This window comes from Pseudomonas sp. TH07 (assembly GCF_016651285.1).
Lineage (GTDB): Bacteria > Pseudomonadota > Gammaproteobacteria > Pseudomonadales > Pseudomonadaceae > Aquipseudomonas.
On the sequence record NZ_JAEKED010000001.1, the window covers coordinates 4272749 to 4286622 of the forward strand.

The 13874-nt window shown below is 64.2% G+C and carries 14 protein-coding genes; 6 read left to right on the plus strand and 8 right to left on the minus strand.

The window, feature by feature from the left end; all coding sequences use genetic code 11:
• Positions 1-38 precede the first annotated feature (38 nt).
• From JFU57_RS19975 to JFU57_RS19985, 3 genes are all read right to left on the minus strand, one after another.
• Positions 39-1361 carry a hypothetical protein gene (locus JFU57_RS19975; protein ID WP_201130531.1) on the minus strand — a complete coding sequence of 441 codons (1323 nt, stop codon included), beginning with the start codon at positions 1359-1361 and terminating at the stop codon, positions 39-41.
• A 135-nt stretch (positions 1362-1496) separates the two neighbouring features.
• A complete protein-coding gene (locus JFU57_RS19980) occupies positions 1497-2444 on the minus strand; it encodes a sensor domain-containing diguanylate cyclase (RefSeq protein WP_078472561.1) in 948 nt (315 codons plus the stop codon).
• A 4-nt stretch (positions 2445-2448) separates the two neighbouring features.
• Entirely contained in the window at positions 2449-3438 is a 990-nt protein-coding gene (locus tag JFU57_RS19985; protein WP_201130532.1) for a response regulator, read from the minus strand.
• A 610-nt stretch (positions 3439-4048) separates the two neighbouring features.
• Here JFU57_RS19985 and JFU57_RS19990 point away from each other — a divergent pair.
• The gene (locus tag JFU57_RS19990; protein ID WP_201130533.1) at positions 4049-5080 is read left to right on the plus strand and encodes a suppressor of fused domain protein; all 1032 of its coding nucleotides are present in this window, start codon (positions 4049-4051) and stop codon (positions 5078-5080) included.
• Positions 5081-5087: 7 nt separating this feature from the next.
• On the opposite strand, the gene JFU57_RS19995 is transcribed toward JFU57_RS19990, so the two are convergent.
• Positions 5088-5828 carry an SDR family oxidoreductase gene (locus tag JFU57_RS19995; protein ID WP_078472558.1) on the minus strand — a complete coding sequence of 247 codons (741 nt, stop codon included), beginning with the start codon at positions 5826-5828 and terminating at the stop codon, positions 5088-5090.
• A gap of 105 nt (positions 5829-5933) precedes the next feature.
• On the opposite strand from JFU57_RS19995, the gene JFU57_RS20000 reads away from it, so the two are divergent.
• The 3 genes from JFU57_RS20000 (at position 5934) to JFU57_RS20010 (ending at position 8982) form a co-directional block, all read left to right on the plus strand.
• Entirely contained in the window at positions 5934-6866 is a 933-nt protein-coding gene (locus tag JFU57_RS20000) for a LysR family transcriptional regulator (RefSeq protein WP_078472557.1), read from the plus strand.
• A gap of 82 nt (positions 6867-6948) precedes the next feature.
• Positions 6949-7488: a DUF4174 domain-containing protein gene (locus tag JFU57_RS20005; protein ID WP_078472556.1), complete on the plus strand. Its 540-nt coding sequence runs from the start codon at positions 6949-6951 to the stop codon at positions 7486-7488.
• Positions 7489-7590: 102 nt separating this feature from the next.
• A complete protein-coding gene (locus tag JFU57_RS20010; protein WP_078472555.1) occupies positions 7591-8982 on the plus strand; it encodes an MFS transporter in 1392 nt (463 codons plus the stop codon).
• A gap of 10 nt (positions 8983-8992) precedes the next feature.
• On the opposite strand, the gene JFU57_RS20015 is transcribed toward JFU57_RS20010, so the two are convergent.
• On the minus strand, positions 8993-10168 hold the full coding sequence (locus JFU57_RS20015; protein ID WP_201130534.1) for an aspartate aminotransferase family protein: 1176 nt from the start codon (positions 10166-10168) through the stop codon (positions 8993-8995).
• Between the two features lie 101 nt (positions 10169-10269).
• On the opposite strand from JFU57_RS20015, the gene JFU57_RS20020 reads away from it, so the two are divergent.
• Complete coding sequence (locus JFU57_RS20020) at positions 10270-11178, plus strand: LysR family transcriptional regulator (RefSeq protein WP_078472729.1); 909 nt, start codon at positions 10270-10272, stop codon at positions 11176-11178.
• 86 nt (positions 11179-11264) lie between these two features.
• Here JFU57_RS20020 and JFU57_RS20025 read toward each other — a convergent pair whose 3' ends face one another.
• From JFU57_RS20025 to JFU57_RS20035, 3 genes are read right to left on the minus strand one after another with little or no spacing between them, the layout of a single operon-like run.
• Positions 11265-11765, minus strand: coding sequence for an NUDIX hydrolase (locus JFU57_RS20025; RefSeq protein WP_201130535.1), 501 nt, complete (start codon positions 11763-11765; stop codon positions 11265-11267).
• A gap of 8 nt (positions 11766-11773) precedes the next feature.
• Complete coding sequence (locus JFU57_RS20030) at positions 11774-12481, minus strand: NUDIX hydrolase (protein ID WP_201130536.1); 708 nt, start codon at positions 12479-12481, stop codon at positions 11774-11776.
• Between the two features lies 1 nt (position 12482).
• Positions 12483-13028, minus strand: coding sequence for an adenylyltransferase/cytidyltransferase family protein (locus JFU57_RS20035; RefSeq protein ID WP_078472551.1), 546 nt, complete (start codon positions 13026-13028; stop codon positions 12483-12485).
• A gap of 191 nt (positions 13029-13219) precedes the next feature.
• Between JFU57_RS20035 and JFU57_RS20040 the strand changes: the two genes are divergently transcribed.
• Positions 13220-13867, plus strand: coding sequence for a nicotinamidase (locus JFU57_RS20040; protein WP_078472550.1), 648 nt, complete (start codon positions 13220-13222; stop codon positions 13865-13867).
• Positions 13868-13874: the final 7 nt, after the last annotated feature.

Consider the following 13874-nt stretch of genomic DNA (forward strand, 5'->3'; position numbering starts at 1 on the left):
CGGCACGCGGGTGGCAAACCCCGCGCGCCGGCCGAGGCTTAGCAGACCAGGGGTTTGGCGAAACTCTTCCAGAACATCCAGCGCCGCACTTCGTGGTGATCGCCGGTGCCGATCTGCCATTGCGGGCGCCCGGCGTCCAGGTCGATCTGCACGATGATCCCGGCGCAGGTGGCCGCCACCAGGGTCTTGCCGTCGGGGCTGATGTCCATCGCGCTGAAGGACGAGCCGACGTAGTGCTGCCAGCGCTCCTCGCCGGTTTCACTGAAGGCGCGCAGGTAGCCGTAGGCGTCGCCGACGATGAACTCATCGTGGCGGGCCGCGCCGGCATAGACCCGGGCACCTTCCTGCAACACCGGGGTCCGGGGGTCATCGCTGTAAAAGTCGGTGCGCAGGCCCGGCAGATCGGCCACCGCCACCCCCAGGGTGCCGCCGTTATAGAAGTGGCAGGCATTGAGGATCAGTCGGTCGCCGGCCTGGTTGAACATCGCGAAGTGCGGGTATTCACCGGCCGGGCCGACCTCGGCCACCACCTCCAGCTGGGCGTTGAGCACCAGGTGATGCCCGCACTGTTCGCCGATGGCGATCCACTGGCCGTCAGGGGAGATCGCCCCGTGCTCCATGGACAGGCCCACGGCCAGGTCATCGGGGGCGACACCGTCGGCCAGGTCTTTGTCGAGTTCTTCCGGGCGCCGCAGGACCCGGGTGGCGCCTTCGGCGTGCAGCACGAAGATCCCGTCCGAACTCACCAGCAGCACCCGCTGGCCATCGGGGAAGGGGATCAGCGCGCTGGGCAGTATTTGCGCCTCTTCTTCCAGTACCAGGCTGTCCGGCAAGCCTTCACGCCCGGTGGGCCAGGGGAACTCGGCCACTTGCGGGCCATTCCAGCCGTCGGTGACACGCACGCCGCTGGGTACCGACCAGGCAAAGAATCGGCGCTGCGGGCAACGTCCGAAGAACTTGCCCTGGCTGACCTTTTCAATGTGCTGTCCGTCGATATGCACCACATGCCCGCCTTCATAGGGGGCGCCGATGCGTGCCAGCAGGGTGCCGTCGTCCAGCAGTGCCAGGGCCGGGATCGAGCGGCCCTCCTGCTCCAGGCGCGAATGCAGCGGGAAGTGCGCCGGCGGCCACTCTTCACGCCAGGCGGCGAATGCGGCGGCATCCCGGGGTTGCTGGTTGAGGGTTTCGAGGGCGGCTTGCCAGGCATTCAGCAGGTGTTCGGTTTCCGGCAGTGTCGGCTCTTCGAGCCCGTCCCAGCCTTGGGCCATGCCGTCTTGCACGTATTGGTTGATGGCGCGGGTGTATTGCAGTACGGCGTTGTGCCACTGCTGTTGAGGGGAGGCTGTTCGAGGATCGGCCATGGCCAGAGGACTCCTTGTTCCGGCAATTCAGGGGAGAGGTCGCGCATTGATGCAGCCAATGTGGACCGCGAGCTGGCGCACTCTATCCGCAGCCCGGGCTTTTTTTTAGCCCGGCGCCGTACTTGGCGCCCGGAGTCAGCCCGTGTAGCTGGACACCCGATTGCGTCCGGCATGTTTCGAGGCGTACAGCGCCTGGTCGGCCCAGCCGATCAGGCAGCGGTGGTCCTGGGTCGGGCGGTCGAGGCTGGCGACACCGAGGCTGATGGTGAAGCGGATGCTCTGGCCCTGATGGATGACTTCCTGGTGCTCGACCGCCTGGCGCAGGCGCTCGGCCAGTTTGCAGGCGCCGTCATGGTCGGTGTGGGGCAGGAGCAGGGCGAACTCTTCGCCACCATAGCGCCCGGCCACGTCACCTGCGCGCACGTGCTGGCGGATCAGGGTCGAGACCTGGCGGATCACGGCGTCGCCGGCGGGGTGGCCGTAGCGATCATTGATCGACTTGAAGTGATCGATGTCGAGCATCACCAGGGACATGCCGTGGCTCTGCCGCTGGTAGGCCAACTCCACGCTCTGCTCCCAGTGTCCACGGTTGTAGAGCTGGGTCAGGTGGTCGGTGCGCGACAGGTGCTGCAACTGGGCATTGGCGCCTTGTAGGGCCTGGCTGTTGATCGCCACATCGGTGACGTCATAGATCACCAGGCACACGTGGTGGATTTCGCTGTTGGACGAGCGCAGCGGCAGCAGGGTGGTGTTCTGGAACATGAACTCGCCCTGGCCGGTGATTGGCTGGTAGTTCTTGAATCGCACCAGGTACGGGCGCTGCTTCCAGATGGTGAAGGCCGGGGTACCCAGGGCCACCACCCGGCCGAGCTTGCGGCTGAACCACTCCTGGTCGACCTCTGGAAACAGCTCGAAGAACGAGCGGTCGATGGCGTCCTTGGACTGCACCCCGGAGCGGTTCTCCATAAAGCTGTTCCACACCTGGACCTGGCATTCGAGGTCCAGGACCACGATGCCGACGTCAATGCTCTGGACGATCGCCAGCAGCCAGTGCAGCTCACTAAAATCCATTCGGTTGCGCATGGGCTCAGCTCATCAGGTAGGAAAGTTTTTGCTCCAGCAGCTCCATGGAGCCTTCGGTGAACAGCAGCAACAGGTCGAAGTGGATGTTCTGTTCTTCGAGGCTGTAGCTGATTTCCACGGCCTGGGTCTTGGCCCAGCGTTGCTGATTGAGGCGGATCAATTCATCGATCGAGGTCTGCTCCCCCAGCACCTGCGGGTGGCCGACGGAAAAGAACACATCCAGCTGGTCGGCGATGCTGCTCAGGCAGGCGCCGATCAGGACGCTGGAGAGGTCGATCAGCACTTCCATTTCCTGGTACTCGGCGGTGCCGTGCTCCATCAGCTTGGCGATGTCGGCGACCTCCGAGTCATAGAACATCAGCAAGGCCTCGCCGGCGATGCCACTGCCGATGTAGCTCTGGCAAATGGCGGTCAGTTGCTGGGCGCGGTTGGCGTCGGCCAGCAGCATCTGCAGCTCGCCGGCTTCGAGCACATTGACGTGGGGAATCGGCAGGTGCACGAACACTTCGAGCACCTTGGCGATCAGCGCCGCGGCGTAGCCCATGGACACGTTGACCGTTTCGCGGAACGCGTCGCGAAAGGTCACTTGCGGGGCTGGGGAGGGCGCCAGGGCCGGGACCTGGACCGTGCCGTCGAGCAGGCGCAGTTCGCTGAGCAGCGCGCGCAACTGGTCCGGGTCGAAGGGTTTTTTCAGGAAGGCCCGGGCGCCCAGTTCGCGGGCCCGGCGAATGGCTTCTTCCTGCACATCACCGGAGATCACAATGATCTGCGCCTCGATTCCTTCGGCCTGGACCGCGCTCAACAACTGATAGCCATCCATCACCGGCATGGTCAGGTCCAGCAGCACCACCTGGCCCAGCCCCTGGCGCAATGCCTCAAGCCCCTCCTGGCCGTTGCAGGCCTGAGTGACGGACACTCGCCATTCGCTGGGCAGGGTTCGCAGCACCTGCTTCCTGGCCATGCTCGAATCATCACAGACCAATAACGGGATCATGGGTAGACAGAGCTCATTGCGAAATATCCAGGCAGCCGCGGACTGTTTCAGGAAGTGCAGTGCGGTCCTTGCGCGGCCACTTCTTGAACGGGGTTTTTTATGCAGCGCGCACTATAGAGCGGCCGATGCTTATAGAACAAGCCAGTTTGACGCTGTGTCGGGCTTATATAAGGAGTGCCAATCGGCTTGTTTAACCGCGTGGTTTATTCCGCGCCGCAAGTGTCGGGCCAGGCGCGTGAATGGTGCGTATTCTCTGGCGTCAGGCGATTGGCGGCTGGCACTGGAGGAGGAACTTCGATTAACAAAAGTTTGAAATGAAGCGATTGAGCTGAGTCAGTCTTTATTGATTGAACAGCAACTTTGCCTGGCAATTGTTGGCAATTACCGTTCGTGAGTTGTTCATGGGCGTTGCACAGTTGTGTTGCACTCTTGTGGTGCTCGGGTAATGCAATTGTTTACGTTATGAGTGGCCGGGTTCGGGTCGATCTGCGCGAGTTGTTGGGACACGCCCGTGCTCGACCCTGGGGCCGCAGGTTAAGATTGCCGGCACTTTTCACCGTCGATGCCGTCAATAGGCGGACCCGTACGATCGACCCCAAGGAGCGACATGATGTCCGACACCCCCCTCGAGCAAGACGAGCTGCCATCGACCGTGGGCTGGGACGGGATTTCCCAGCGCCTGGAAGCGCTGTATCCCGGCCAGGAACCCCAGCATTTCGGCACCATCATTTCCTATAGCCTCGGCGGCAACGATCCGTTGGACGGCATCAGCGTCTACAAGAACCTGGAGCCGCTGCCCCATTGGCACTTCATCACCTACGGCTTTTCCGAGCTGTACGCTAAGGAAAACGATAATGCGCAGACCAGCGGCTTTGGTTTCGAGCTGACCTTTCGCTTGGCCTGCGCCGCGGATGAAGCCCATCCGCCAACCTGGGCGATGAACTTTTTGCAGAACCTGGCGCGCTATGTATTCGGCAGCGGCAATGTGTTCCGTGATGGCGACTGGATGCCGGCCAACGGTCCGATTGCTCGCGACCAGCCGACGCAGATCTGCTCCATGGCTTTTATCAGCGACCCGCAATTGCCCGAGTTGGACACCGCCAATGGCAGCCTGAAGTTCCTGCAGGTGGTGGGCCTGACCGATGACGAAGAGCAGGCCGCCAAGCGCTGGCGCACCCACAAGCTGCTGGATGTTCTGCTGCCTTATATGCCGCTCTGGATCACCGATCTTGAGCGTGAGTCGCTGCTCGACCGGGGCCAGGTTCGCCAGCAGATTGCCGAAGGCCTGAGCCGCGACGGATCCGCCAGCGGCTACCTGTACACCGACCTGCTGCAAGTGACCCAGCAGGAACGCCTGCTGCGCTCGACCCAGACCCGCATCACCCTGGCGGCGCGCCAAGCCGATGAACTGCTGGCCCTGTTGCCATTGCGCCTGCCATTCGGCAAGCCGTTCCTGGTGGCGGGGGCCGACTGGCAACTGCGTTTCGTGGCCGGGGAGCAGGACCAGTTGCAGATCGAAGACCAGTTGCTGACCCTGACCCTGACGCCGGCGAGCCTCGACGAGTTGCTGCGCACCCTCAAGCCGCAGGCCGGTGAATACCGGTTGGCCGGCTTCAAAGGGCTGGAGTGGCAGTTGCAGTAACGGGCGCTCAGCGCATCATCAGCCCGCCATCCACCGGGTACTGGCTGCCGGTGACGAACGAGGCGGCATCGGACAGCAGGAACAACGCCACCGCTGCCGCTTCATCGGCGCTGCCCATGCGTCCGAGCGGCACTTGGCGGGTGATGTGCCGATCAAAGTCCTGCTGCGCCTGGGGACCGAGAAAATCACGAAAGCCGGTGGCGATGGGCCCTGGCAGCAGTACGTTCACCCGAATCCGCCGTGTGCTCAAGGCACTGGCCCAGCAGCGAGCCATGGACACCAGCGCGCCTTTGCTGGCGGCGTACAGGCTGGCCATGGCGGCGGCTTCGTAGGCGGAGCTGGAGGCGCTTACCAGTACCGACGCCCCCGGCTTGAGCAGCGGCGACAGGGCCGCCAACTGCAAGGCTGGGCCGCGTACATTGGTCGCCAGCATTCGGTCGAACGCCTGGGCGTCGACCTGTTCCAGCGGCCCCAGCTCGGCGTAACCGGCATTCAGCCACAGGCCGTCGAGCAAGCCGGCGCCGGCCACCCAGTTCGCCAGTGCCTGGCCGGTGTCGACGGCTGCGGCGTCGTTGCGCAGGGCTCGGCCATGGGCGCCCAAGGTTGCGGCAACGGCTTCCACCCGCTGTGGATCGACCCCGGTGACCCAGGCCTCTCCGCCTTCGGCAATGATGCTTTGGGCGGCGGCGTGGCCCATGCCGCGGGTGCCGCCGGTAATCAGAATGCGTTTCCCTTCAAACCTGCCCATGGTCCTGGAGCTCCTCGATAGATAGCGGAAGCGCCAGGATTTCACCCTTGGATTGATTAGAGAATGCCGTAGTATCGCCATGGCTTATTAAGCTGGAGATACATAATGCGTGGCAGTGAACATGCCGAGCTGCGGGCATTCGTCGCAGTCGCCGAGCAGGGCAACTTCGCCCGTGCGGCGGCCCATCTGGGCGTTTCGGCCTCGGCGCTGAGCCAGACCATCCGTCATCTGGAGGAGCGTCTCGGCGCCCGTCTGTTGAACCGAACCACGCGCAGCGTGAGCCTGACCGAGATCGGCAGTGGCCTGCTGGATCGGCTGCGGCCGGCCCTGGCCGATATCGATGCGGCGGTAGCGACGGCCATGGGCGCAGCCCACGCAGTGCCGGCCGGCAGGGTGCGAATCAACAGCACCCGGGACGCCGCGGTGCATTACCTGGCGCCGCTGCTGGCCGGGTTTATGCAGGCCCATCCGCTGATCAGCCTGGATGTGGAGGTCGACGATCGCCTGGTGGACATCGTCGCCGGCGGCTTTGATATCGGCATCCGCCTGGGCGAGTGCCTGGAGCAGGACATGCACGCCCTGAGCCTGAGCGGTGAGCTGCGGATGATGGTGGTGGCTGCCCCCGGCTATCTGCAGCGCCATGGCACACCGCGCACTCCCCAGGACCTGCGCGGGCATCAGTGCCTGTCCTACCGCTGGCCGACCGATAACAGCGTCTATCGCTGGGAGTTCGAAAAGCGTGGCCGCTCATTGCAAGTGGCGGTGGAGGGCGCCCTGGTGGTCAGTGATCCGCAACTGCTGACCCCGATCGTGCTGGCGGGGGCCGGTATCGCCTATGTATTCGCCCATCAGGTCCAGGCCCTGGTGGAGCAGGGGCGGCTGGTGCACCTGCTGGCCGACTGGACGCCGGCGTTTCCCGGGTTCTATCTGTATTACTTCAGCCAGCGGCAAATGGCCCCGGCAGTGCGCGCGTTTATCGATTTCGTGGGCCAGGCGCTGCCGTCGATTCAGGCCGGGAAGGCGCTTTTGGCCGATTAAAATGTCAGATTTTGAGTCGCGGCCTGGACCTTTTCCCGCAATGCGCAATCATTAGAACGTGGAAAATCAACAGGAGAGACGCATGTTCATTCGGTCATTGACCCTCGCAACCCTGCTTGCTGTCGCCGGTCCCCTGCTGGCCGCCGACAATGACGGCCCGCTGGCCCAGGAGCTGGGCAAGGCGCGCCCGCTGATAGTCATCGCCCCCAGCAGCGTCGATCCGACACTGATGAGCCTGAAGAAGTCGCTGGACGAGCCGGCCAATCGCCAGGCCTTTACCGAACGCAACATGGTGCTCTACACGGTGATCAACACCATGGGCCAGCGCGACGGCAAGGACCTCGATCCGCAATCCACCATGGCCCTGATCCGCAGCCTCAAGCTCGGGGCGGGGGCCCAGACCAAGGTGATCCTGGTGGGCAAGGACGGCGAGAAGAAGCTCGAACACTCCGGCGCCATTGAACTCAAGGAAGTCTTCGCCACCATCGACCAGATGCCCATGGCGGAAAAAGAAGCCGCTGCCCCCGCGCCAGCCCCGGAACCCGAAGCCAAGCCGACCCACGCCGGCAAGGCGGGCAAGGCCGCGAAACCGGCGGGCCCGGCCAAGCCCCTGGATGACTGAACGCCAAACGCGGGCAGGGGCGAGGCCGTGCGCCCCTTGACCGGCAACCAACCCCATCGGGTACCTTAGGCCACTCGTTTCTCTGGCCGGGTACCGCCTCCCATGTCTTCACGCCGCTCCACCCTGATCGCCCTGCTGGTGGCGGTGACCTTTTTCATGGAAAACCTCGACGCCACGGTGATCGCCACCGCGCTGCCGGACATGGCCCGCACCTTTGGCGTGGCCGCCGTGGACCTGAACATCGGCATGAGCGCCTACATGCTGGCGCTCGCGGTGTTTATTCCCATCAGTGGCTGGCTGGCCGATCGCTTTGGTTCGCGCTGGGTTTTCGGTTCGGCCATCGTCCTGTTCAGTGTCTCGTCCCTGCTGTGCGGCTTGAGCGACAGCCTGCAGACCTTTGTCGCGGCCCGGGTGCTGCAAGGCATCAGCGGCGCGATGATGGTCCCGGTGGGGCGCCTGGCGGTGTTGCGGGTCACTGAAAAGAAGGACCTGGTGCGGGCGATTTCATTCATTACCTGGCCGGGCCTGGTGGCGCCGATCCTGGGGCCGCCGCTGGGCGGGTTGATCGTCACCCATGCCTCCTGGCCTTGGATCTTTTACCTCAATCTGCCCCTCGGCCTGCTGGCCCTGATCGCCGCCCTGGTGCTGTTGCCCAGGCGCGACGAGCTTCGTTCGCGCCGCTTCGACCTGGCTGGCTTCGTGCTGGTGGGCGGCGCCTGTGCGGCGATTCTGTATGGGGTCGAGCTGCTCGGCCTGGGGCGCGCCCAGTGGTGGCCGGGGCTGATCCTGGCCGGTGCCGGGCTGCTGCTGGCGGCCCTGGCCTGGGCCCATATGCGCCGCCGTGAAGAACCGCTGTTGCACCTGGCGGTGATCGGGGTGCGCACCTTTGGTGTCAGCCTGTTCAGCGGTTCGCTGTTTCGCATCGCCATCAGCACCTTGCCGTTTCTGTTGCCGCTGATGTTCCAGCTCGGGTTCGGCCTTTCGGCGCTGGATGCCGGGCTGCTGGTGCTGGCGGTGTTTGCCGGCAACCTGGCGATGAAACCCTTCACCACGGCGGTGATGCAGCGCTGGGGGTTTCGTCCGGTGCTGCTGGTCAATGGCATTCTCGGCGCCCTGGCGATTGCCGCCTGCGCCTGGCTGGAGCCGCGCATGGGGTGGCCGCTGATTATGTTGATCCTGTTTGTCGGCGGCTTGTCCCGCTCGATGCAGTTCACCGCGTTCAACACCCTGGGATTTGCCGACGTGCCCAAGGTGCAGATGAGCGATGCCTCGACCCTGTTCAGTATGTTTTTCCAGCTGAGCATGGGCCTGGGGGTGGCCATCGGTGCCTTGCTGCTGCGCCTGGCGATGACTGCCCATGGCAATGATGGGCAGGCCGCCACGGCGGATTTTCAGCTGAGCTTTCTGTGGGTTGCGCTGATCGCCTTGCTGGCGTTGCTGGGCACTTTGCGCCTGCCGGCCAAGGCCGGGGAGGCGGTGCTGCAATCCAGGTAAGGCGCCGTGCTCAGGCTCGACCCAGAGCCCGGCACAGGCCCTGGACGATCAGTTCCACCTCGTCGGCATCGATCACCAGGGGCGGCAGCAAACGGATGGTCTGGCCCCGGGTGACATTGATCAGCAGGCCCTGTTCGCGGGCCGCGAGCCCCACCAGGTCAGGCTGCGGGCGCTTGAGTTCGATGCCGATCATCAGCCCCAGGCCGCGCACCTCAAGCACCTCGGGATGGGTCCTGAGTTCATTGCGCAAGCGTTGCAGCAGTTGCTCGCCCTGGCGCCGGGCGTTGGCCAGCAGGCCCTGCTCCTCGATGATCTGCAGCACGGTGCAGGCCACCCGGCACGCCAGGGGATTGCCGCCAAAGGTGCTGCCGTGGCTGCCGGGGGTGAACAGTTGCGCGGCCTTGCCCCGGGCCAGGCAGGCGCCGATGGGAATGCCGTTGCCCAGGCCCTTGGCCAGGGTCATCACATCCGGCACCACCTGTTCATGCTGGCAGGCGAACCAGTGGCCGGTGCGACCGATACCGGTCTGGATCTCATCCAGCATCAGCAACCAGTCGCGCCGATGGCACAAGGCACGGACCGCCTTGAGGTAACCCGGCGGCGGCAGTTGCACACCGCTTTCACCCTGGATCGGCTCCATCAGCACGGCGCTGATGCGTTGCCCGTATTCGCTGGCGATGTGTTCCAGGGCGACGATGTCGCCGAACGGCACCTTGATGAAATCCCCCGGCAGGCAGCCGAACCCCAGCCGCACCGCAGGCCCGTCGCTGGCTGACAGGGTGCCCAGGGTGCGCCCGTGGAAGGCGTTTTCCATGACCACCACCAGGGGCTGCTGGATGCCTTTGTTCCAGGCGTGCAGGCGCGCCAACTTGAGCGCGGTTTCATTGGCCTCGGCCCCCGAATTGTTGAAGAACGCGCGCTCCATGCCGGCCAGGACGGTGAGCTTTTGCGCCAGTTGTTGCTGCCAGTCGATGGTGTAGAGGTTGGAGGTGTGCAGCAGCAAGCCGGCCTGTTCGCTGATGGCCTGGACCAGCTTCGGGTGGGAGTGGCCGACACCGGTCACCGCGACGCCCGCCACCGCATCCAGGTATTCGCGGCCGGCCTGATCCCAGAGACGGGTGCCCAGCCCTCTGATGAAACTCAGGGGCTGGGGTTGGTAGGTGTGCATCAGGCTGGTGGCGGGCATGGGGTGAAACTCCATCTCGGGTGGGGTTTTTCCAGTATCTTTGGCCACCATTGCTGGATAAACGCGCTAAACCTTTAATGATCTTCAATCAGGACTTGATAATGGATGTGTTCCTGGCGATGTCGGTGTACGTCAAGGTAGTGGAGAGCGGCAGCATGACGGCTGCTGCGAATGAGTGCGGGCTGTCGACGACCATGGTCGGCAACCACGTGCGGGCACTGGAAGAGCGCCTGGGCGTCAGCCTGCTCAACCGCACCACACGCCGCCAACGGCTCACCGAGTTCGGCGCCGATTACTACCAGCGCTGCCTCGCGGTGCTGGGGCTGGTGGCCGACTCCGAACGCCTGGCCGAGCAGGCCCAGGGCGAGCCGGCGGGGATCTTGCGCATCACCGCGCCACTGACCTTCGGCACCGAACGCCTGGCGCCGGCCCTCAGCGAGTTCTTGCAGCGCTGCCCGCAGGTCAAGGTCGACGTGGTGCTGGCCAACCAGCGCCACGATTTGATCGACAGCGGTTTCGACGTGGCGATTCGCCTGGGCAATCTCGAGCCATCGGCGCTGATCGCCCGTCCGCTGCAGGACTACACCCTGACCATTTGCGCCGCCCCGGACTACCTGCGGCGCTGCGGTACGCCGCAGACGCCTGGCGATCTGCAGCAGCACAATTGCCTGGCATTCGCCTATCCGGCCGGGGATGAGTGGAGTTCCACCGCCCGCCAGTGGCCGCTGAGCGGACCCGAAGGCGAGGTGCTGGTGCCGGTGTCCGGCTCGCTGGTGATCAACTCGTCGGCCGGCTTGTATCAGGCGGCCCGCGCCGGGCTGGGGGTGGTGATGCTGCCCGACGCCCTGGTCCAGGAAGACCTGGAGCAGGGACGGCTGGTGGCGGTGCTGCAGGGCTACCAACTGCCCCGGCGCGCGACCCACCTGCTGTACGCCCAGGACCGCTACCGGTTGCCCAAGCTGCGCAGTTTCGTCGAGTTTGCCCTGGAGAAATGGGGTAGGGCGCCTTAGCACCGGTTCACGATCCGCTGCACTTGGCTCATGGGGCGTTAAAGATGGCTTCCTCGAGCGTCGCTCGCTCGATCGTGAACAGGTTCTTAGATCGACTCGCTGGCGAGCAGCAGCATGGCCGCCGACAGGGTATGGCCGTCGGTGATCTTGCCGCTGGCAATCAGGCGCATCAGCTCCTGGCGGGTCACCCACAGCAACTCATCCACTTCGCCGTCGGTGTCGCCGGCAGTCTGGTCGTCGATCAACACCTGGCACACCGCGACCGCACTGGCGATCAGCGAGGTGTTGCTGTGCAACAGACCCAGGTCCTTGACCTCCCGGGCCTGCCAGCCAGTTTCTTCCAGCAGTTCGCGGACGGCGGCGTCACGCGGGCTTTCGCCCGGGTCGATGGCGCCCCGGGGAAACTCCAGGGACATGCCGCCGATGGCCCGGCGCTTGAGGTGGGCCAGCATCAGGCGGCCATCGGCCAGGGTCGGCACGGCGACCACGCCATTCACCGCCTGGGGTTCCTTGATGATGAAGTAGCCGTTTTCACGCACGACCTTGAAATACGGGGTTTGCAGCAGGGTTTCGTCAGCGGGCTTCATGCGCGGTATTACTCCAGAAAGCAGCGATCAAAAAGGTACAGCTGGGCAGGCTTGAGGTTGGCCAGGGTGGCTTGCGGGCGGCCACCGTCGCCGCTTTTCTTGCGTCCGGTTTCTGCCAGGTGGCCGGCTTCACTCATCTTCAGCAAGCGTTGGCGGATGCTGGTTTTCAGTACCGGGCGAGCCAGCACCAGGGAAAAGATGCTCACTGCTTCCGGGGCGCTGAACTCGTTGCCGAGAAACATCAGTGGCAGGCTGCTGTAGAGCGACTTCGACAGCAGGCGTTCCTGCACCGCGGCCACCAGGCGGTTGTGGTCGAAGGGCAGTTTGAAGCTGGCGCTGGCCACCTCGTTCAGGGGCTGGAATACCTGGTGCTCGGCCAGCGGCACCGGGTCGCTGACGATGGCCAGGTAAAAGGTCGAGGACGACCAGCAGCGGGGGTCGCGAAAGGCGTCGCCGACAGTGCCGACCTGTTCGATCCAGGCCAGGGGCATGTCGACTTTGCTCGAGGCGCGCAGGCGTTCCACGGCGTCCTCCAGGCTCAGGTCGACGACGTCGCCGTTGACCACGATCCCGGGCAGGGCCCAGTGCCCGGCGAAGGGTTCGCCATCACGTTTGTTGAGGAGGATTTCCAGCGCCTGGGTGTCCCGGCAGTAGCGCAATACACACAGGTCGATGGTGTGCAGATAGGCGCTTTGTTTGGTGGTGCGGTCTTGCATGTCAGTTCCCGTGGGCGGCGTAGAGGCCGTAGTTTAGCGGATCCATGCCCGGTGCCATCCAGTGGCTGGGCAAGCTTTCACCCTGGGCCAGGCGTTCACGCATGGCGGTGCTGCGTACGCCGATCTGTTCCTCGACGCAGAGCACGGAAAACCGCTGCAGCAATTCGGCGCCGCGGTAGAAGCTGGGCAACAGGGCCTGCACGTCTTCGCCCACCACCAGCGCGATCTGCTTGTCGGGGATGTCGAGGCCGGCGGCCAGGCGATCGAGCAGGGTGTAGCTGTAGATCGCGCCTTCAACGTCGCGCGCCAGCTGTTGCTCGATGCGGCTCACCCTGACCTCGGCAGCACAACGGCTTTGCACATGGGCCACGATGGCTTGCAGCCAATTCATGCGCAGCTCGAAATCGGCCATGCGCTTGCCATAAGGATGGCGGAAGCTGGGCGCCACCAGCACCCGGCGTGCCTGATGCGAGGCTTGGACCATGACTTGGGCATGACCGGCATGGGGCGGATTGAACGCACCGCCATAAAGGGCTATCTCGTACATCGTGGGCTCTCCCTGTTGGTACATGACGTGTACCTTAGCATCGAATTTTGCAAAGGGATATGCCTCAGGTTGCCCCATGTATTGGATAATAAATGCTCGGTTGTGAGCGGCATGAAAAATAGTTGGCGCGAACTGTTGATATGAAAGTACATGACGTGTACCTTATGTTCCATGCAGAGGAGATACCCGCCATGAACGCTTCAACCCTGAAAACCGCTTCCTTCGATGTCGATGCACAAAAGAGCTTCACCCCGCTGTGCCCTGACGAGCTGCCGGTAGCCGGTGGCGATCGCATCGGCGGCGAACTGAACTTCATGGCGAGCCTGGCCGGCCTGCGGGTCGGCAGCAAGGATGCCCACAGCCCGCAAGCACCGTGGGTCGTGGCCGAGCACTCGCAGATGCTCCAGCCCACTGGCCTGGAACATGCCGACATTACCTGGGTCAGCCACTGCGTTCCCGGCACCGAGGGGTTCACCCTGCTGGACGAGCTGCCGACGCCCTATGACTACGACTACTTCGTGTGGAAGGGCGTGGAACCCGACCTGCACCCCTACGGCGCCTGCTACCACGACCTGCACGGCAAGCTGTCCACCGGGGTCATCGAGTACCTGCGCAGCCAGGGTGTGGCCCAGGTGATAGTCGGCGGCCTGGCCCTGGACTTCTGCGTCAAGACCACCGCCCTGCAACTGGCCGCCGCCGGGTTCAAGGTGATCATCCACTTGCCGGCCTGTCGCGCCATCAGCGAGCCGGGCGCCGAACAGGCCATTCGTGACATGCAGCAAGCGGGTATCTCGATGGGCGAGACCCGTGAACAGACCGCCGAACTGGCAAGCGCATAAGGAACCA